The 19,008-nt window shown below is 64.3% G+C and carries 17 protein-coding genes; 7 read left to right on the forward strand and 10 right to left on the reverse strand.

The genetic code is table 11. The features are described 5' to 3' along the window. Positions 1–10 precede the first annotated feature (10 nt). From ACN0X7_RS17340 to ACN0X7_RS17360, 5 genes are all read right to left on the reverse strand, one after another. Positions 11–454 carry an NUDIX domain-containing protein gene (locus tag ACN0X7_RS17340; protein WP_417519595.1) on the reverse strand — a complete coding sequence of 148 codons (444 nt, stop codon included), beginning with the start codon at positions 452–454 and terminating at the stop codon, positions 11–13. A gap of 17 nt (positions 455–471) precedes the next feature. Continuing rightward, positions 472–1,659 (reverse strand): MFS transporter, encoded by a 1,188-nt coding sequence (locus ACN0X7_RS17345; protein WP_417519597.1) that lies wholly within the window; start codon positions 1,657–1,659, stop codon positions 472–474. Further along, positions 1,656–2,921 (reverse strand): type II toxin-antitoxin system HipA family toxin, encoded by a 1,266-nt coding sequence (locus ACN0X7_RS17350; RefSeq protein ID WP_417519677.1) that lies wholly within the window; start codon positions 2,919–2,921, stop codon positions 1,656–1,658. Before ACN0X7_RS17350 ends, ACN0X7_RS17345 begins: the two co-directional genes overlap by 4 nt. Then, positions 2,911–3,225, reverse strand: coding sequence for a helix-turn-helix transcriptional regulator (locus ACN0X7_RS17355; RefSeq protein WP_417519599.1), 315 nt, complete (start codon positions 3,223–3,225; stop codon positions 2,911–2,913). The genes ACN0X7_RS17350 and ACN0X7_RS17355 overlap by 11 nt, the downstream gene beginning before the upstream one ends. A gap of 83 nt (positions 3,226–3,308) precedes the next feature. Next, a complete protein-coding gene (locus ACN0X7_RS17360; RefSeq protein WP_417519601.1) occupies positions 3,309–4,166 on the reverse strand; it encodes an SDR family NAD(P)-dependent oxidoreductase in 858 nt (285 codons plus the stop codon). A gap of 97 nt (positions 4,167–4,263) precedes the next feature. On the opposite strand from ACN0X7_RS17360, the gene ACN0X7_RS17365 reads away from it, so the two are divergent. Both ACN0X7_RS17365 and ACN0X7_RS17370 read left to right on the forward strand, forming a co-directional pair. Then, complete coding sequence (locus tag ACN0X7_RS17365) at positions 4,264–5,436, forward strand: pyridoxal phosphate-dependent aminotransferase (RefSeq protein WP_417519603.1); 1,173 nt, start codon at positions 4,264–4,266, stop codon at positions 5,434–5,436. 140 nt (positions 5,437–5,576) lie between these two features. After that, positions 5,577–6,011 carry a DUF2306 domain-containing protein gene (locus tag ACN0X7_RS17370; protein WP_417519605.1) on the forward strand — a complete coding sequence of 145 codons (435 nt, stop codon included), beginning with the start codon at positions 5,577–5,579 and terminating at the stop codon, positions 6,009–6,011. Positions 6,012–6,034: 23 nt separating this feature from the next. Here the strand turns inward: ACN0X7_RS17370 and ssb are convergent, their stop codons facing one another. Continuing rightward, on the reverse strand, positions 6,035–6,538 hold the full coding sequence (gene ssb / locus ACN0X7_RS17375) for a single-stranded DNA-binding protein (protein WP_417519607.1): 504 nt from the start codon (positions 6,536–6,538) through the stop codon (positions 6,035–6,037). A gap of 121 nt (positions 6,539–6,659) precedes the next feature. Here ssb and ACN0X7_RS17380 point away from each other — a divergent pair, with 121 nt between their 5' ends. The 5 genes from ACN0X7_RS17380 to ACN0X7_RS17400 all read left to right on the forward strand — a co-directional run bounded on the left by ACN0X7_RS17380 (position 6,660) and on the right by ACN0X7_RS17400 (position 15,188). Continuing rightward, entirely contained in the window at positions 6,660–7,388 is a 729-nt protein-coding gene (locus ACN0X7_RS17380; protein ID WP_417519609.1) for a methyltransferase domain-containing protein, read from the forward strand. Positions 7,389–7,595: 207 nt separating this feature from the next. Continuing rightward, complete coding sequence (gene uvrA, locus ACN0X7_RS17385; protein ID WP_417519611.1) at positions 7,596–10,517, forward strand: excinuclease ABC subunit UvrA; 2,922 nt, start codon at positions 7,596–7,598, stop codon at positions 10,515–10,517. A 75-nt stretch (positions 10,518–10,592) separates the two neighbouring features. Continuing rightward, positions 10,593–13,313 (forward strand): ATP-dependent DNA helicase, encoded by a 2,721-nt coding sequence (locus tag ACN0X7_RS17390; protein WP_417519613.1) that lies wholly within the window; start codon positions 10,593–10,595, stop codon positions 13,311–13,313. A gap of 15 nt (positions 13,314–13,328) precedes the next feature. Beyond that, complete coding sequence (locus tag ACN0X7_RS17395; RefSeq protein ID WP_417519615.1) at positions 13,329–13,742, forward strand: tellurite resistance TerB family protein; 414 nt, start codon at positions 13,329–13,331, stop codon at positions 13,740–13,742. A gap of 18 nt (positions 13,743–13,760) precedes the next feature. Continuing rightward, positions 13,761–15,188 (forward strand): MFS transporter, encoded by a 1,428-nt coding sequence (locus ACN0X7_RS17400; RefSeq protein WP_417519617.1) that lies wholly within the window; start codon positions 13,761–13,763, stop codon positions 15,186–15,188. On the opposite strand, the gene ACN0X7_RS17405 is transcribed toward ACN0X7_RS17400, so the two are convergent. The 4 genes from ACN0X7_RS17405 to ACN0X7_RS17420 form a co-directional block, all read right to left on the reverse strand. Further along, on the reverse strand, positions 15,162–15,584 hold the full coding sequence (locus ACN0X7_RS17405; RefSeq protein ID WP_417519619.1) for a MaoC/PaaZ C-terminal domain-containing protein: 423 nt from the start codon (positions 15,582–15,584) through the stop codon (positions 15,162–15,164). The two genes, ACN0X7_RS17400 and ACN0X7_RS17405, sit on opposite strands and share 27 nt — an antisense overlap. Positions 15,585–15,597: 13 nt before the next feature. Continuing rightward, on the reverse strand, positions 15,598–16,089 hold the full coding sequence (locus ACN0X7_RS17410) for an FAS1-like dehydratase domain-containing protein (protein WP_417519621.1): 492 nt from the start codon (positions 16,087–16,089) through the stop codon (positions 15,598–15,600). A gap of 57 nt (positions 16,090–16,146) precedes the next feature. After that, entirely contained in the window at positions 16,147–17,202 is a 1,056-nt protein-coding gene (locus ACN0X7_RS17415; protein ID WP_417519623.1) for a COX15/CtaA family protein, read from the reverse strand. A 146-nt stretch (positions 17,203–17,348) separates the two neighbouring features. Continuing rightward, entirely contained in the window at positions 17,349–18,830 is a 1,482-nt protein-coding gene (locus ACN0X7_RS17420; RefSeq protein WP_417519625.1) for a DegQ family serine endoprotease, read from the reverse strand. Positions 18,831–19,008 lie beyond the last annotated feature (178 nt).

A 19,008-nucleotide genomic window follows, 5' to 3' on the forward strand; every position in this document is an offset into this window, starting at 1 on the left:
TGTCCATCACTCAGCCCGGGCCAGAGGCGTCCGAGATGATGCGGTCATGATCGAAGGCGAGGTCGGGCAGGTCCGCCAGGTCGAACCAGGCAGCCTCGGCTGCATCCGACCGCGCATGGACGGTATCGCGATCCGCGTCCAGCGTCACCGCATAGGCCACGGAGACGGTCCGCCCGCGCGGGTCGCGATCCGGCGTGCTGTAGACCCCGACCAGTTGCAGATCGGCAGCCGAAATGCCCGTCTCCTCCTGCAGTTCCCGGATCGCGCATTGCTCCAGCGTTTCATCGGCGTCCAGAAACCCGCCCGGCAGCGCCCAGCATCCCCGAAAGGGCGGGTTGGCACGCCGGATCAGCAGGATCTTTCTGCCCCGCGGTGCCGGACGGAAAACCACGATGTCCGTCGTCACCGCCGGAAAATGATGTTCGCCCGCCTCGCCGGTTTCCGCTGTGCCCATCGCTCTCGCCTTCATGGTCAAAGTGTCAGTCTCGTCCCGTTCCAGCGGCGAATCAGGATCAGCGCGCACAGGGTCGAGCCGACTGACACCACCGTCATCACATAGTATGCCTGTCCGCCGAGGCCGTCGTACAGATACCCGGCGGTCATCGCGCCGAAGCCCATGAACAGGCCCATGCCGAAGGCGGCGAACAGGCCCTGCGCCGTGGCCGACATGCCTTCAGGGGCGGCGCGCTGGATGAAATGCATCGCGCCCAGATGCGTCGCACCGAACGTGAAGGCATGCAGCACCTGCAGCAGCGACAGTTCGACAAACCCCGTCGCGCCTGCGGTCAGGGTCCAGCGCAGGATCCCCGAGGCACACCCCAGCACCATCAGCGGCAATGGCCCGATGCGGTCGATGATGCGTTTGGACAGGGCGAACAGGACGATCTCGGCAATCACGCCGATGGCCCAGAGCACGCCGATCTCGGTATCGCTGCGCCCGATCTCGCGCCACTGGATGGTGCCGAATCCGTAGAGCACCGAATGGGCTGCCGAGTTCAGCCCGACCGCGACGAGAAAGATCAGGAACACCGGCTGCCCCAGCAGTGCGAAAGGATTGCGCCACTTTTTCTCGGGCCTGGGGAAGCGGATGTCCGGCAGGGTTGTCGAGACCAGTGCTGTGAACAGGTAGCCGCCGACCATCAGCCACAGGATGATTTCCGTCGGCGAGCCTTCCAGCAGCCAGCCCGCGCCATAGACCGCACCGATGAAGGTGACCGAGCCCCAGAGGCGGATGCGGCCGTAGTCCAGTCCGCGTTCCGCCGCCGCCGTCATCGTCAGATTGTCGCCCAGCGGCAGGATCGGCGAGTTGAAGCAGGCCGCAAGCACCGCGCAGAAAACGAACGCGGTGAAACTGTCGCCCAGCGCGAACAGCGCATAGGCCGCCCCGGCACCGATCAGGAACAGCACGATGGGCCTGCGCCGCTCGCCCGACACATCCGCCCAGCGGCTGCCCAGCGGGTTGGCCAGCGGCTTGATCCAGAAGCCCACGGCGAGCAGCAGCCCGATCTGCTCGGGTGCCATGCCGCGCGATTCCAGATAGACCGGAAACCAGGGCATCGAGACACCCGCGACCATGAAGATCGTCGCATAGAACAGCGACAGCCGGACCGACCACCCGAACGGCCCGCCCGATGTCCGGCTGAGGTCCGGCGCGCTCAAACGGCCGTCCCCGGAAAATCTTCAAAGGCGTACGCGTTCAGAAACTGGCGTTTCCAGAAAAAGGCGCGGTCCACCGCCGACAGTTCCGCCATATCGCAAACTGTTCCCCAATGCTGACGAATCGCGGCGATCTGCCGTTCAATGATCTCCCGGGCCTCAGGCTCCGTCAGCAGGAAACTCTGTGCGGCCGCCATACAGACGCTCAACTGGCTGCGATTGTCGGATTCCGCGATCCGCATGGCCTGTGTTGCGACTCCCCCGGCCCGCCCCTGCGGACAGATGTCATAGGCCGGCGTCAGAAAAAGGTCCTCGCCGTTCCAGAAGGCCGCGTGATTGCGCGCATGATCATCCGTGTTGCCACAGAGAATGTTGAAGACCAGCCGCCCGAAAATCTCATGCAGCGTCGCTTTCGGCTTCTGAAAGCGGCGGCGTATGATTTCGGCCAGATCCTGATAGCTCGCATATCGCGCGAGCATCTCGTCCAGTCCGAGCAGTGTGAGCGCCGAGACGAGAGCCTTGCGGGCTGACCCCTCGCCCGTTTGCACGCGATCGAAGCGTTCGATCAGAAGCACGTCGCGCCCGGCGGCTTTCGTCAGTTCAACGGGCGCGACATCCAGGCCGGCCAGTTTCGCCAGACGCATGGCGATGAACTCAGCCTTCACAACGTCATAATGGTCGTCCGATCTGGCAAACTTGGAGATATACGCGCGATCGCCCCCATCGATCAGCGCTTTCGGGCGCGCGCCGCCGACCGAACTGCCGTGCAGCAAGGCAAGATCAAGCGCCGGATGAAGTTCGACGCCAGCCTCCACTTTTTCCGCGGCAGCCAGCAAATCATCAAGCCGCGCCCGTCCCGCCTCGCGCGCGACGAATCGGGTGCTGGACGACTGGAAATCCAGCGCACCAATCCTGTCAGAACCGGATTCCAGCATGAAAAGCAGTTCATCCGCCTCGGCTCTGTCCGAGAGCCGCCCGGTCGCCGCGAGCTTGTTCAGCACGACGCGGCGGCCCCATGCATCGGGTGACGCATCTCTGAGCGCCGAGGCGATCAGCATCCCCGCCGGCGGTTCGATGATCCCGGGCCGCAGCGGCAGTTCAGGCTCATAGATCGCGATCGCGTCCGGCCGCGCCAGATACGACCGCCCGTAATTGAACACGTATCGGTCCTGATCCCGCACAAGTCGCCCGGCGACCACGGGTTCGAAAGCGCCAGGCAGCCAGATCCAGACAAAGGCCTCATCGGTCAGACCATCAGAAGTCATCATCAAAACCCTGCGTCAGACGATCCACGTGCCGCCGCGCCGCGGCGAGCTTGTCCCGGCTGATCCGAAGCTGCATATCCAGCCGCGCCTGTTCATCGCCAAGCAGCGGGACATCCAGCAGGACGGCGGCCTCAAAAACGGTGCCGATGGCGCAGCGCGGACTGGCCTTCTCGATGCGCTGCACGGTCTGGCGCGAAACGCCGAGCCTCTCGGCCAGTTCGCTTTCCGACCACCGCCGCCGCTTTCGCGCAGACCGGATGGCTTCAGCGAGCAGGTCAAGCGACTGCTCGGTCGCTTTCGACATTGCAATTCTTGCATTCATGCAAGTCATATAATGAATGACAAATCATTCATAAATAGCTAATTTGAGTTATCCATCACTCAATATCAACTCGTCTGGTTTTGGGTCAGGTTCTCGTTCGCCATCGCCGCGGCGTAGTCGGCCTTGATGGCCTGGTGGCGGGCGTCGATGACGGGCTCCATCACCGCGTGGCTGAAGATGTAGAGACGGTTGTCCCTGATGCACTGCACCACCCAGTCGGCCAGCACCGGCGGCGGCATGCCGTTGGCCACCAGATCGGCCGCCGTGATCTGTTCGCCACCGCCCACGTCTTCGGCATTGGTCAGCGGATTCTTCGTCGCCGGGCCGGAGGGGCGGCGATCGCTGCTGTTGGCGATACCGGTCTTCACCCAGCCCGGACACAGGATCGAGACGCCGATATTGTCGCCCTCCAGTGCCTGTTTCAAGCATTCGGAATAGCCGACGACCGCGAACTTCGTGGCGCAGTACGGCCCCATCATCGGGTTCGCCCAGTGACCCGCCATGGATGCCGTGTTGATGAAGTGCCCGCCCTCGCCGTGGGACTTGATCAGCGGCGTGAAGGTCTCGACGCCGTAGACGACGCCCATCAGGTTGATGTCGACGATCCAGCGCCAGTCCTCAAGCGAGGCCTCGCCGGGCATCCCGCCAAGGCCGACGCCCGCATTGTTGACGACGATATGGACCTTGCCGAAGCTTTCGATGGTCTTCTCGGCGGCGGCTTTCAGGTCGGTCGCGCTGGCCACGTCGCAGACAACCGTTTCCGACGCCTGGCCCAGCTTCGCCTTCGCTTCCGCCAGTTTCGCCTCGTTGATGTCGGCCAGCATGACACGCGCGCCCTGGTCGATCAGCGCCTTGGCGATGGCAAAGCCGATGCCGTCGGCACCGCCGGTGATAAAGGCGATCTTGTCCTTCAGGTCCTGCATCTGATCTCTCCCGGATTCCGTTGAATCCACTGACCACAATTGCAGGCCCTTTGGGAAGGCCCTAATAGTTGCCGCAGTGCGAACGGGGGAGACGAACATGAAACTGGCAGACCGGATGAACCATCTGGGCACCGAAACCGCCTTTGAGGTGCTGGCCAAGGCGAACGCGCTGGCGGCACAGGGCAAGTCGGTGATCAATCTGGGTATCGGCCAGCCGGATTTCCCGACGCCGGCGAACGTCGTCGAGGCCGGGCGCAAGGCGCTGGCCGACGGGCATCACGGATACACGCCCGCCAACGGCATCCCCGAACTGCGCGCCGCGGTATCCGCCGACATTCACCGCCGATACGGCCACGAGGTGAATCCCGACAGCATCGTCTGCGTGCCGGGCGGCAAGGTCACCATGGCCTTCGCGATGCTGATCTTCGGCGAGGCGGGCACCGAGATCATGTACCCGGACCCCGGCTTTCCGATCTACCGCTCGATGATCGAATTCTCCGGCGCGACACCGGTCCCGATCAAACTGCACGAAAGTGCCGGATTCGCCTTTTCGGCAGACGAGGTGCTGGGCCAGATCACGGACCGGACGCGGCTGATCATCCTCAACAGTCCCGCCAATCCGACCGGCGGCGTCGTCCCGCGCAGCGAAATCGACGCGCTGGTGAAGGGACTGGAAGCGCATCCCGACGTCGCCATCATGTCCGACGAGATCTATTCCTGCATGACCTACGACGGGCTGGATCACGTCACACTGCTGGACTACCCGTCGATCCGTGACCGCCTGATCGTGCTGGACGGCTGGTCGAAGACCTATGCCATGACCGGCTGGCGGCTGGGCTGGGGTCTCTGGCCGGAGAGACTGGCGCCGCTGGCCGCGAAACTGGCCGTGAACACCCATTCCTGCGTCAATGCCGCCACCCAGTACGCGGGGATCGAGGCGCTGGAAGGTCCGCAGGATGCCGTCGGCGAAATGCTGGCCGCGTTCGATACACGCCGCAAACGCATCGTCGAGCTGCTGAACGGTCTGCCGAACGTGTCCTGCGTCAACCCGCTGGGCGCGTTCTACGCGTTCCCCAACATCTCGACCACCGGCCTGTCGTCCGGCGACCTGCAGAACCGCCTGCTGGAAGATACGGGCGTCGCCGCCATCGCCGGCACCAGCTTCGGTATCCTGGGCGAAGGCTACCTGCGTTTCTCCTATGCGAACTCGCTGGAGAACATCGAGGAGGCGATGGCGCGGATTTCAACGTGGTTGAGTAACAACACCTGATCCATCGCGTGCATTTCGCGATGCGCGAGCCGGAATTCGGGCTTTTCACGAACCCGGAAGACCGTTTCCCGTAAGCATCGTGGCGGGCGCGATCCGGTATCTCCATTGATGTTCCATCACCACGGAACACGGAGATCGACATGGAATATCTGCACGCCGCATGCGCCTCAATCGCCATCGTTCTGGGCGCATTTCAGATCGCTCGCCGCAAGGGCGACAGACCGCATCGCCTGCTCGGCCGCGCCTATGTCGGCGCGATGCTGCTGACGGCGCTGTCATCCTTCTTCCTGACCAGCATGACCGGCGGTTTCAGCTTCCTGCATCTGCTGTCGGTCTGGACCCTGATCACGCTCGCGGCCAATGTCCGCTACGTGCGCACCGGCAACATGGCCGGTCATGTCAACGCCATGGTCTATCTGTATGGCGGACTGCTGACGGCAGGCCTGTTCGCCGCAGATCGGCACGCGCTCGATCTGCCGATCCCGGCTCTGGTCGGGATGCTGGTCATTCTATGGACGGTCGTCGTGTGGATCGCGGAGAAAGCGCGGCGAACGATCGTGCGGCAGACGGCCTGAACGACCGTCGTCAGGCGCGGCGATCAGAACGGGATTTCGTCGTCCAGATCGCTGCCGCCGCCGTAGTCGTTGCCGCCACGGCCACCGCCGCCACCCGGGCCGCCGCGATCATCGCCGTAGCCGCCCCCGCCACCGGACTGGCCACCGCCATAACCGCCACCGCCTCCGCCGCCGTCACCGCGGCTGTCGAGCATCTGCAGTTCGCCGCGGAAGCGGTTCAATACGATCTCGGTGGAATAGCGATCGGCACCGGTATTGTCCTGCCATTTGCGGGTCTGGATCTGGCCTTCGATGTAAACCTTCGAACCCTTTTTCAGATACTGTTCGGCGACCTTGGCGAGGTTCTCGTTGAAGATCACCACGCGATGCCATTCGGTCCTTTCGCGGCGCTCACCGGAGTTGCGGTCGCGCCAGGTCTCGGAGGTCGCGATGCGCAGGTTCACCACAGGATTGCCATCGTTCATCCGCCGGACCTCCGGGTCCGCGCCCAGATTACCCACCAGAATGACCTTGTTCACACCCGCCATCGTCGCTTCCCCTGTACCTGTCCTGTTCGGATTCGATCTCTGGATCGAGTCTTATCGTCTTGCCCACCTCGACGCCACACATCGTTGACGCAAAATCGGCAATGCCATACTCACGACAGCCATGAGCATCGCACTTCGAAAGCTGAAAGGCCGGGCCCGCTTCATCAAGCGCGCCATCTGGTATTGCCGTGGCCAGTACGACCGGGAATGTTCGATCTGCGGCTATGAAGGACGTTTCCTGCCCTACAGCTGGCCGCCGCGGATTGACGCCATGTGTCCGGCCTGCGAATCCGTCGAGCGGCACCGGCTGATGGCACTGGCGCTGAAGGCGCGGGACGATCTGCTGAAAGCCGGAGACGACGTGCTGCACTTCGCGCCCGAGGCCTGGCTGCGGCCGCATCTGGCGACCTTCGGCCTGGGCAGCTACCGCACGGCGGATATCCGCGCCAGCAAGGCCGACGAGGTCTTGAACATCGAGGCGATCGATTTTCCCGATGCCAGCGTCGATGTCGCCATCGCCAGCCATGTCCTGGAACATGTCGACGATTCGAAGGCGCTGCCCGAGCTGTTCCGCATCCTGAAGCCCGGCGGGCGGTTCCTGTGCATGGTGCCGCTGATCGAAGGCTGGGACACCACCTTCGAGGACCCGTCCATCGACAGCATGAAGGAGCGCAAGAAGCACTTCGAGGGCAAGCGGCACCTGCGCTATTTCGGGCGCGACCTGCGCAACCGGATGGCCGCCGTCGGCTTCGATGTCGACGAATATACCGCCGAAGGCCGGGATGTGGTTCGCTACAGCCTCCTGCGGGGCGAGAAGCTGTTCATCGGGCGGAAGCCGGAACAGGCCTGATGGTCGCGCGCGCCGAACATGCAAGGCGGATCGGGGCTGTGCGAACGCCGCGTCCGTGATCAGGATGCGCCGCTGATCTTCCACCGAGAACCGATTCCTTCGTGCTGACGTAAATGCCTTGGGGTGCGTCATCACCGGACTCGCATCCGGCCGCGCGCCGCACTAAGTTGTCATTCCGTTCCCCATAGCCCGCGAGCCATCTTCTCCATGAACAAATTCATCAGTGTCCGAGGCGCCCGCGAGCACAATCTGAAGGGCATCGACGTCGATATTCCGCGCGACCAGCTGGTCGTGATCACCGGGCTTTCCGGCTCGGGCAAATCCTCGCTGGCGTTCGACACGATCTATGCCGAGGGGCAGCGGCGCTATGTCGAGAGCCTGTCGGCCTATGCGCGCCAGTTCCTGGAACTGATGCAGAAGCCCGACGTGGACCTGATCGAGGGTCTCAGCCCGGCGATCTCCATCGAGCAGAAGACCACATCCAAGAACCCGCGCTCGACCGTCGGCACGGTGACCGAGATCTACGACTACATGCGACTGCTGTGGGCACGCATCGGCATCCCCTACTCGCCCGCCACCGGCCTGCCCATCGAGAGCCAGACTGTCAGCCAGATGGTCGACCGCGTGATGGCGATGCCCGAAGGCACGCGCCTTTACCTGCTGGCCCCCATCGTGCGCGGGCGCAAGGGAGAATACCGCAAGGAATTCCGGGAACTGCGCAAGCAGGGCTTCCAGCGCGTGAAGGTGGACGGCACCCTTCACGAGATCGAGGACATCCCGGAGCTGGACAAGAAGCTGAAACATGACATCGAGGTTGTCGTGGACCGGCTGGTGGTGCGCGAGGATCTGGCGACGCGTCTGGCCGACAGCTTCGAGACGGCGCTGGCGCTGGCCGACGGGCTGGCGATCACCGAGAACGCGGACGGCGAGGACAAGACGATCTTTTCCGCCAAGTTCGCCTGTCCGGTCAGCGGTTTCACCATCGAGGAGATCGAGCCGCGCCTGTTCAGCTTCAACAATCCGTTCGGCGCCTGTCCGGCCTGCGACGGTCTGGGCACCGAGATGTATGTCGATCCTGATCTCGTCGTTCCGGACCAGTCGCTCAGCCTCCGCGGCGGGGCCATCGCGCCATGGTCGAAGACCACATCGCCCTATTACCAGCAGACGCTGCAGTCGATCCTGCGCCACTTCAAGGAATCGATGACCACCCCCTGGGCCGACCTGCCCGAGGCCGTACAGCAGACCATATTGTACGGCTCCGGCAAGGAAACCATCGAGTTCAGCTATGACGACGGGCTGCGCAGCTACAAGACGAAGAAGGCGTTCGAAGGCGTCATCCGCAACCTGGAGCGGCGCTGGCGCGAAACCGACTCCGCCCGCATGCGCGAGGAGATCGAGACCTATCAGGCCAAGACCGACTGTTCGGCATGCGGCGGATACCGGCTGAAACCCGAAGCGCAGGCGGTGAAGATCAACGATCTGCACATCGGACATGCCTCGCAGTTTTCCATCAAGGACGCCCGGGACTGGTTCCTGTCGCTGGATGATGTGCTGACCGACAAGCAGAAGGAGATCGCAGGCCGCATCCTGAAGGAGATCAACGAGCGGCTCGGTTTCCTGAACAATGTGGGGCTGGAATATCTCACCCTCAGCCGAAATTCGGGGACGCTGTCGGGCGGCGAGAGCCAGCGTATCCGCCTCGCCTCGCAGATCGGTTCCGGCCTGACCGGTGTGCTGTATGTGCTGGACGAACCCTCCATCGGCCTGCACCAGCGCGATAACGGCCGTCTGCTGGAAACGCTGAAGAACCTGCGCGATCTGGGCAACACGGTGATCGTGGTCGAGCATGACGAGGAAGCGATTCTGGTGGCCGACCACGTCATCGACATCGGTCCGAAGGCCGGGCTGCATGGCGGCGAACTGATCGCCGAGGGCACACCCGAGAAGGTCATGCAGACGCCGGAATCGATCACCGGACAGTATCTTTCAGGCATGGCCCAGGTCCCGATCCCGAAGAAGCGCCGCGAAGGCCATCCGGGACGGTTCGTCCGCATCGTCGGTGCGACCGGCAACAATCTGAACAATGTCACGGCAACCCTGCCGCTGGGCACGTTCGTCTGCGTCACCGGCGTGTCCGGCTCCGGCAAGTCCACCCTGACCATCGAGACCCTGTACAAGGCGATGGCGCGCAAGCTGCACAACGCCAAGGCCGCGCCAGCCGCCCACGCTCGGATCGACGGTCTGGAATGGCTCGACAAGATCATCGACATCGACCAGTCACCGATCGGTCGCACGCCGCGCTCCAATCCCGCCACCTACACCGGTGCCTTCTCGCCGATCCGGGACTGGTTCGCCGGCCTGCCAGAAGCCAAGGCGCGCGGCTACAAGCCCGGCCGGTTCAGCTTCAACGTGAAGGGCGGACGCTGCGAGGCCTGTCAGGGCGACGGGCTGATCAAGATCGAGATGCACTTCCTGCCCGACATCTACGTCCAGTGCGACGTCTGCAAGGGCAAGCGCTACAACCGGGAAACGCTGGAGATCAGGTTCAAGGGCAAGTCGATCTCGGACGTGCTCGACATGACGGTCGAGGAAGGTCAGGACTTCTTCAAGGCGGTTCCGTCCGTGCGCGAGAAGATGGACACGCTGATGCAGGTCGGGCTCGGCTACATCAAGATCGGCCAGCAGGCGACCACCCTGTCGGGCGGTGAAGCCCAGCGCGTGAAGCTGGCCAAGGAACTGTCCAAGCGTGCGACGGGCCGGACGCTCTATATTCTGGACGAACCGACGACCGGCCTGCATTTCGAGGACGTGCGCAAGCTGCTGGAAGTGCTGCACGCGCTGGTCGACAGCGGCAACACGGTCGTCGTGATCGAACATAATCTGGAGGTCATCAAGACGGCCGACTGGATCGTGGACATCGGTCCCGAGGGCGGCACCGGCGGCGGCGATATCGTGGCCTGCGGCACGCCCGAGGAGGTCGCCCAGGTACCCGAAAGCTACACGGGCCGCTATCTGGCCGAGGTGCTGGCGCGGCGGGCCTCCACGGCCTTGACGGCGCCTGCGAAGAAGAAATCCGCACAGAAAGCGAAAGCCAAACCGAAGAGCCGCAAACGCAAGGACGCGGCTTGAGCCCGGCATGGCCCGGCAGATGGCGATGCAATTCCGTCTGAGCATTCGCCACCCCGGCGATCTATAGTCGCCGCGATGGATTCGCCGCCCCCCCAGATCATGCTGCCGGACGTGCCCGCTTTCGCGATGAGCGGTCGCGGCGGGGTCCTGTTGACCACCGATGGCGTTGTGGAGACGCTGGAACGGGACGAAGCGGCAGTCGAGATCGCCCGCGCGCTGCCGTTGCTGGTTTCCATGCCGACGGTCGCGCGGCGACTCGGCGTCCGGCGTTTCGCGGCACACGATCTGCTGGAACTTTTTGCGTTCGTGCGGCCCGCACGCTTCTGCCTGCCGACCCTCGATGGTCTGGCTGCGGCGGTTGGCGTCCCACCGGCAGGCCTGCCGCCGGACCCGGTGCGTCTGCTGGAAATCGCCGAGATCCTGCTGGGCGAACTGACCCGTCTTGCGGGTCCGCAGAAGGAGCGCGCGGCGATGCTGGCGCAGGCCATGGCCGAAAGCGACTGGCCGTGGGCCGTGCCCGTGCTGCGCGTGCTGGGCGTCCCCGCCTCGAAGTCGCGCTACCGCGGGCTGGATGCGTGGAGCCAGCTGCCCGAGCCGGTCGATCCCGCGCCACCGCCACCACCCGGTTCGGAACCCGTCGAACCGGATGAAGCTTCCGACCGTCTGGTCGCCATGCTCGGCGCGGGCTCGGAACGGCGACCGGGACAATTCGACTATGCGGCGCGCGCGTCCCATGCGTTCAGGCCGCGCGAGCGCGTCGATGAACCTCACATCGTGCTCGCCGAGGCCGGCACCGGTACCGGCAAGACGCTGGGATACGTGGCACCTGCATCGGTCTGGGCCGAGAAGAACGGCGGTGCCGTCTGGGTCTCGACCTACACCAAGAACCTGCAGCGGCAGCTGGATCAGGAACTGGACCGTTTGTATCCCGACCCGAAGGTCAAGGCGGAAAAGGCCGTGATCCGCAAGGGCCGCGAGAATTACCTGTGCCTGCTGAATTTTCAGGAGGCGGTTCAGGGCGGGGCAGCCAGACGCGCGGACATCGTTCCCCTCGCCCTGATCACGCGCTGGATCGAAGCCACCCGCGACGGCGATCTGGCAGGCGGGGACTTTCCCTCCTGGCTGACCATGCTGTTCGGATCGGAAAAGACCACGGGCCTGGCGGACCGGCGCGGCGAATGCGTCTTCTCCGCCTGCGAGCATTACCGCAAGTGTTTCATCGAAACCGCGCGGCGGAAATCCATGCGGGCCGACATCGTGGTCGCCAACCACGCGCTGGTGCTGGCGCGCGCAGTACAGTTGAGCGCCGAGGAAGGCACCGCCAGACGCTATGTCTTCGATGAGGGACACCACCTGTTCGACGCCGCCGACAGTGCATTTTCGGCAGAACTGTCCGGACTGGAAACACAGGAACTGCGCCGCTGGATCCGGGGAACGGAAGACGGTGCCAGGGGCCGGGCGCGCGGGCTGACACGGCGGATCGAGGATCTGATCGCCGGTGACGAGAGCGCGAAGGCGGCGCTGGACCGTGCGACACATGCGGCACGGAAACTGCCCGCCTGGGACTGGCAGACACGCTTGCGGGGCGAAACGCCTGCAGGGCCGACGGAAGCTTTTCTGTCGAAGGTGCGCCAGCAGGTGCTCGCCCGCACCGACCGGCCCGACAACAGCTACGGACTGGAATGCGATATCCAGCCGCCCGTCGAGGGACTGGCGGCAACGGCGGTCGAACTGGCGTCAGCGCTCGCCGACATTCGCGGCCCGCTGAACGATCTGAAGACGGTGCTCGCTGCGCGGCTGGACGAGGAGACGGACGAACTGTCGTCGGGCGAGCGGGTCCGGCTGGAAGCGGCGATCAACGGCATCGAGTATCGCTGCGAGGCCGTGCTGTCCGCATGGATATCAATGCTGACCGCCCTGGATGGCGACCGCGCCGAAGGCTTCGTCGACTGGTTCGCACTGCGACGCTTCGCAGGCCGCGAGGTCGATGTCGGCTACCATCGCCATGTCGTCGATCCGACCGAGCCCTTCGCGGAAGCCGTTCTCAAGCCCTCGCACGGCGCGCTGATCACATCGGCCAGCCTGCGCGACCGGTCCGGCGATGGCGACGACTGGTCCACCGCCGAGGCGCGCACCGGCCTGTCGCATCTGGTCGCGCCTGCCATCCGGATCAGCGTTCCCTCGCCCTTCGACTATGGCGCGAACACCCGGATTCATGTGGTCGGCGACGTCCGCCGCGACCGGCCCGATGAGATCGCAGCGGCTTACCGCGAGTTGTTTCTCGCTTCAGGCGGCGGTGCACTGGGCCTGTTCACAGCCATCCAGCGGCTGCGCAATGTGCACGAACGGATTCTCGAACCGCTGGATCACGCGGGCCTGCCGCTGTACGCGCAGCACGTCGATCCGATCGACACACCGACGCTGGTGGACATCTTCCGGGCCGAACAGGATTCGTGCCTGCTGGGAACCGATGCGGTGCGCGACGGCGTGGATGTGCCGGGCAAGTCGCTGCGTCTGATCGTGTTCGACCGCGTGCCCTGGCCCCGTCCCGACATCCTGCACAAGGCCCGGCGCAAGGCGTTCGGCGGTCGCCAGTATGACGACATGCTGATCCGGCTGAAGCTGAAACAGGCCTATGGCCGGCTTCTGCGGCGGTCCGGAGACCGTGGCGTCTTCGTCATGCTGGACGCGATGCTGCCGAGCCGTCTGTGCGATGCCTTCCCTTCCGATGTGGAAATTCACCGGACAGGCATTGCCGAGACCGTTCAGGCTGTTAAATCATTCTTTCAGAACTGACAGGAGAGCCGAACAATGGCCGCAAAGATGAGCACGCACAGCGCCCTGGTCCACGTCATGGTGCTGACCGCCTGCGCCGACAAGGAACTTGCCGATCAGGAAATCACCCTGATGGGAGAGATGATCAAGACGTGGCCGGTCTTCCGGTCCTACGATCTGGACCACCTGTCCTCGGATGCGGAATCATGTCTGGCCTATCTCGAACAGGAAGACGGCATCGATGAATTGATGAGCGACGTCTCGGACGTGCTGCCCGCGCGTCTGGCCGAAACCGCCTACGCGCTGGCCTGCGATGTCGCGGCAGCGGATGGCGACGTGTCCCAGACCGAACTGGAAGTGCTGATGATCATCCGCCAGTCGCTGGGTGTCGGACGTCTGCCCGCTGCCGCCATCGAACGCGGCGCCCGCGCGCGCGCCATGACGATCTGATCCGGCTCCGCCCGCCCGATGGAAACCCGGACGGCGGTGGAGCCCGGTCCCTGGCGTGCCCTGGCACAGAGCGACCGCGTTGCGCGCCTTCTGGTGCTGTGTGCCGGCGTCTGGCTGCATGCCGCCGATTCCCTGATGGTTGCCACCCTGATGCCCGATGCGGCACGCGAACTTCAGGGCGTCAGCTACATGGGCTGGACCATTGCGCTCTACATCGTCGGCTCGATCGTCGCGGGCGCGACCGGGGGCGTGCTGGCGATGCGCTTCGGCATCCGCCAGGCCATGACCGGATCGGCGACCTTCTTTTCGCTCGGGTGCGTCCTGAGCGCCGTCGCACCGGACATCTGGACGGTACTGGCCGGACGGTTGATGCAGGGGCTGGGCGGCGGTGCCATGCTCGCCCTGACCTTCGTCGGGATCGAGGGCCTGTTTCCCGCCCGGCTGACCGGCGCGGTGATGGCTGTGATTTCCGCGGTCTGGGGGGCCAGCGCCTTCTGCGGTCCCCTGATCGGGGGCATTTTCGCCCACTACGGCATGTGGCGGTGGGGGTTCGGTGCGTTCGCCATACAGGCCCTGCTGGTCGCGGCCCTGACGGTCTGGCTGCTGCCCGGCGGACAGAGCGACAGGCGGGACGACGGTCCGACCCCCTACCCGCGGCTGCTGCTGCTTGCCGTCGCCATCATGGCCATCGCAGCGGCGGGAAACTGGACATCGCTCGGTCTGTCCGGCGCAAGCATCGTGACCGGCATCGCGATGCTGGTGCTGTTTTTCCGGACTGATTCACGCGCAGCCAACGGGCTGATGCCACGCACCGCAGGATCGCCGCGCACGGGTACCGGCAGCGGCATTCTTTTCGTGATGCTGCTGGCCGCCGGAACCATCGCCTTCACAGTCTACGGCCCGTTGTTGCTGCAGTTCCGGTTCGGGGTGTCACCGCTGGTCGGCGGCTATTTCGTCGCCATGGAGTCCGTATCCTGGACGGCGGCGGCGCTGCTGGTCGCGCAGGCGTCCGAGCGCATGGAACCGTGGGTGATCCGGGCAGGTGCCGTCATCGCGGCGGTGGGCGCGATCGGCCTGATCTGGGCGATGCCGCATGGGTCGCTCTGGGCCATTGCACCGCTCGTCGCCTGTCTGGGCGCAGGGTTCGGGGCGTTCTGGGCATTCGTGCTGAAGCGCACCGTCGCCGCCACGCCCGAAGCGGAGCGCGAGAAGGCCGCCGCGGCCCTGCCGACATCGCAACTGATCGGATATGCCATCGGCGCTGCCCTGACCGGCTTCTATGCCAACGCAGCCGGGCTCACGGAAAATCCGACGCCGGAAACCGTGCGGGCAGTCGGATTCTGGATTTTCGCCGGGTTTGTGCCGGTGCTGGCGGCGGGGCTGCTGATGCTGCCCCGCCTGACCAGTTCCGAAAGGGCGTCAGCCGTCGAGGCGGGCCGTCGCTGAACCTGTGATGACGGTGGTGCCGTCCTGGTTCTTCGTCTCGACCGATATCTCGGCCACCTTGCCACCGTCCTCGTCGCGAATGTCGACGATGGTCGCCTTCGCCGTCAGCGAGTCGCCGGGCCAGACCTGATTGGTGAAGCGGACGCCGTACTTCTTCACGTTCGCCACACCGACCCACTCGGTGATCGCGCGTCCCGTCATGCCCATCGTCAGCATGCCGTGCGCAAAGACACCCGGATAACCGGCAACTTCCTTGGTGTACTTGTCGTCGCTATGCAGCGGGTTGTAGTCGCCCGAGGCACCCGAATACATCACCAGCTGGGTGCGCTTCAGATCCTCGACCAGTTGCAGTTCGCGGGTGTCACCCACTTTCACGTCGCTTGCATTCAAAGCCATGTCTATCTCCCCCTCAATCCTGCGCCACCGGACGCTCGGTGCGGACACCGACGGAACGCGCACGCACCACAAGCTCGCCGCTCTGATCGCGATATTCCGTGATCCGTTCCGAGAACATCAGCTTGCCGGCCCGCTTGCTCTCCTTCTCCCAGGTCTCGCCGTCCCTGACGGTGACGCTGAGTTCATCGCCCGGGCGCAGGGGGCGCATGTACTCGAAATGCTGCTCGGCGTGCAGGCCGCCCGATGACGCGGGCTTGCCTTCGATACCGCTGGCGTTCTTGCCGGACCCGAACCAGGGTTTGCCCGGCTGGATGCGCAGGTGGTAGTCGGGATCGAACTGGGCCACCGACTGCGGAAAGGTGAGCGGCGCGACGATACCGCCGGCCTCGGTGTCTTTCGCCGCCTTCTCGTCGACATGCTCAGGTGAATAATCCCCGATCGAGCGCGCAAACATCAGAATGTGCGTCTTTTCGACCGGAAAGGTGATGGTCTTGTCATCGCTCATAAAGCTTCTCCTCCCAGATGAACTGACGCTCATTTGACAGGATTTCGAGGCGGTCTGCTACCGCTTTCGAGGCGACGGGCTGACCCACGCCACACGCAGGGCGACCAGACTGGCGGCCCAGAGCAGCAACGCCGTGGCCTGATGCACCGCCCCCAGCCAGACTGGTACGACAGCCAGCAGTGTGGCGATACCGATGACCACCTGCAGGAGCAGCGTGTGAAACGCTGCGGCACCGGCGCGTTTCGCGCTGCCACCGCTTCTGCGGCCCGCGATCATCATCCAGAGTCCGACCAGCACGATCAGGTAAGCCATCATGCGATGCGTGAACTGAATGGTCGTGATGTCCTCGAAGAAGGCGAGCCACCACGGCACGGTGTCAAACAGATACGGGGGGACCAGATCGCCGTCCATGGTCGGCCAGGTGTTGAAGGCAAATCCGGCATTCGTTCCCGCCACGAAGGCGCCGACAACGATCTGCAGGAAAACCAGCGCGGCAAACGCGGTCGTGGGCAGCCGGAAACCGGGTCCGACGGGCTGCATCGGCCGCCCTTCTGCCCGGATCTTGAATGCCGTCAGCAACAGCAGGGCGAAGATGGCGAAGGCCAGTCCCAGATGCGCCGCAAGCCGGTACTGGCTGACATCCGGATTGTCGATCAGGCCGCTCTGTACCATGTACCAGCCCAGCACGCCCTGCGATCCGCCCGCGAGCAGCAGGAACAGGAACCAGGGTATCTCCCGCACCCGGATCCGCCCCGTCACGATGAAGAAGACCATCGGCAGGAAGAACGCCAGACCGATGATACGGCCCAGAAGACGATGTCCGAATTCCCAGGCGTAGATCATCTGGAACTCGGCCAGGCTCATCCCGCGATTGATCTTCTGATACTCCGGAAACGCCCGGTACTTGTCGAACTCCGCCTGCCATGCGGCTTCGCTCAGTGGCGGCAGCCAGCCTGTGACCGGGCGCCATTCCACCATCGACAGGCCGGACTCGGTGAGGCGGGTGATGCCGCCGACCACCACCATGAGAAAAACCAGCGCCGTGACCGACATCAGCCAGACGAAGACCGCATGGCGTTCGGTTCGCGCTTCAGAAACCGGGAGTGAAGTCATGTCGTTCAGATAGCCGCCCCGGACTTTGCGGACGATGCGCCGATTGCCGCACAGCCGCAACGCGCGGCGGGGCGATCAACCGCAGGCAAAGAAAAACCCTCCGGCGGCGAGCCACCGGAGGGTTTCAGTTCCGATCGCGGGGCCGGTCAGCCCTTGTTCAGACGGACCGCGATGAACAGCCGGTCATCACCCCGTTGAACCAGCAACAGGATCGACCGGGCATCCTTGTCGGAGACCGACGCGACCTGCTTGGCGACATCGCCGGGTGTTTCGACCGGCTCCTGATTGACTTCGATGATCACATCGCCGGCGCGGAGACCTTTCTCGGACGCCGACGAATCCGGCGCGACCTCGGTGACGACGGCCCCATTCTCGACATCGATACCGAACTGCTCGCGGGTTGCATCGGTCAGAGGGCTGAGCGTCAGGCCCAGCGATTCCACGGTGCTCTCGACCGAGTCGACCGTTCCCACGGGATCGGTGGCTGCCAGCTCCTTCTCTGCGGCTTCCAGTTCGCCCAGCTTGACGCTGAACTCCTGCAGCTTGCCCTTTCGCCATACTTTCACGGGTACGGACTTGCCGACACCGGTCTCGGCGACGATACGCGGCAAGGCCCGCATCTCGTCGATTTCGCGACCGTTGAATTCGACGATGACGTCACCGGATTTCACACCGGCTTCACCGGCCGGGCTGTTGTCGGTCACGCCAGCCACCAGGGCACCGCGCGGTTCGTCCATGCCCAGCCCTTCGGCCAGTTCAGGCGTCACGGTCTGGATGCGCACACCCAGCCAGCCGCGCTTGGTGCGGCCGAACTTGACCAGTTGATCGACGACCGGACGCGCCAGATTGGCCGGCACGGCGAAGCCGATGCCGATCGATCCGCCGGTCTGCGAGAAGATGGCCGTGTTGATGCCGATGACCTCACCATCGATGTTGAACAGCGGACCGCCGGAGTTGCCCTTGTTGATCGAGGCATCGGTCTGGATGAAATCGTCGTACGGTCCCGAGCGGATATCGCGGCCGCGTGCCGAGACGATACCGGCTGTCACCGTTCCGCCGAGGCCGAGGGGATTGCCGATCGCGACGACCCAGTCGCCTTCTTCGGCAGCGTCCGAATTGCCCCACGGCACGGACGACAGCTTCATGTTGTCTTCCGGGCTGACGCGCAGAACCGCCACGTCGGTCTTGGGATCTGTACCCACCAGTTCGGCGTCCAGGCTTTCCCCGTCGCTGAAGAACACGCGGATTTCGTCGGCACCGTCAATGACATGATTGTTGGTCACGATCAGGCCATCCGTATCGATGACAAAGCCCGAACCGACCGATGTCAGCGAACGCGACCCCGGCCCCTGGCGGCGGCGCTTGTCGAAGAAATCCTTGAAGAACTCCTCGAACGGCGAGCCTTCGGGCACCTGGGGCATTTCGAAATTCTCGTGCGGGCCGGCCTTGCCGGCCTTCTGGGTGACCTGAATGTTCACCACCGCGGGTTTGAGCTTTTTCACCAGCGGCGCGAAGCTTTCCGGTGCGGCCCGTGCCCAGCTCGACGAAGCGGCAAGCATCATCGCGACGAGTATCAGCAGCGCAACGCTGTAGCCGAGTATGGGGGTCTTGTCCTGGCGGGTCGCCACAGCCGTTCGGCCAGCGCCCCGGGAGTCAGTTCGGTTGGTTCTCACCCTGCATCGCTCCTTGGTCGAAATGTCGGTTCGTCGGAAACCTGAGTTAAGCATCTATGGGGACCACGGATGCGCTTCAAGCCCGCCGGACCGTTTGAATGGCAAACGATTATGGCGCATTCCGTCATATTTG

The sequence above is a fragment of the Minwuia sp. genome, assembly GCF_048263705.1.
In the GTDB taxonomy this organism is placed as follows: domain Bacteria; phylum Pseudomonadota; class Alphaproteobacteria; order Minwuiales; family Minwuiaceae; genus Minwuia.

Bases quoted from the DNA above. Each gene is read 5' to 3' on its own strand.
- ACN0X7_RS17380 (WP_417519609.1), top strand. From the start codon at position 6,660: ATGAGCATCGCACTTCGAAAGCTGAAAGGCCGGGCCCGCTTCATCAAG.
- ACN0X7_RS17370 (WP_417519605.1), top strand. From the start codon at position 5,577: ATGGAATATCTGCACGCCGCATGCGCCTCAATCGCCATCGTTCTGGGC.
- ACN0X7_RS17355 (WP_417519599.1), bottom strand. From the start codon at position 3,225: ATGTCGAAAGCGACCGAGCAGTCGCTTGACCTGCTCGCTGAAGCCATC.
- ACN0X7_RS17400 (WP_417519617.1), top strand. From the start codon at position 13,761: ATGGAAACCCGGACGGCGGTGGAGCCCGGTCCCTGGCGTGCCCTGGCA.
- ACN0X7_RS17350 (WP_417519677.1), bottom strand. From the start codon at position 2,921: ATGACTTCTGATGGTCTGACCGATGAGGCCTTTGTCTGGATCTGGCTG.
- ACN0X7_RS17365 (WP_417519603.1), top strand. From the start codon at position 4,264: ATGAAACTGGCAGACCGGATGAACCATCTGGGCACCGAAACCGCCTTT.
- ACN0X7_RS17390 (WP_417519613.1), top strand. From the start codon at position 10,593: ATGGATTCGCCGCCCCCCCAGATCATGCTGCCGGACGTGCCCGCTTTC.
- ACN0X7_RS17360 (WP_417519601.1), bottom strand. From the start codon at position 4,166: ATGCAGGACCTGAAGGACAAGATCGCCTTTATCACCGGCGGTGCCGAC.
- ACN0X7_RS17415 (WP_417519623.1), bottom strand. From the start codon at position 17,202: ATGACTTCACTCCCGGTTTCTGAAGCGCGAACCGAACGCCATGCGGTC.
- ACN0X7_RS17410 (WP_417519621.1), bottom strand. From the start codon at position 16,089: ATGAGCGATGACAAGACCATCACCTTTCCGGTCGAAAAGACGCACATT.
- ACN0X7_RS17340 (WP_417519595.1), bottom strand. From the start codon at position 454: ATGGGCACAGCGGAAACCGGCGAGGCGGGCGAACATCATTTTCCGGCG.
- uvrA (WP_417519611.1), top strand. From the start codon at position 7,596: ATGAACAAATTCATCAGTGTCCGAGGCGCCCGCGAGCACAATCTGAAG.
- ssb (WP_417519607.1), bottom strand. From the start codon at position 6,538: ATGGCGGGTGTGAACAAGGTCATTCTGGTGGGTAATCTGGGCGCGGAC.
- ACN0X7_RS17405 (WP_417519619.1), bottom strand. From the start codon at position 15,584: ATGGCTTTGAATGCAAGCGACGTGAAAGTGGGTGACACCCGCGAACTG.
- ACN0X7_RS17395 (WP_417519615.1), top strand. From the start codon at position 13,329: ATGGCCGCAAAGATGAGCACGCACAGCGCCCTGGTCCACGTCATGGTG.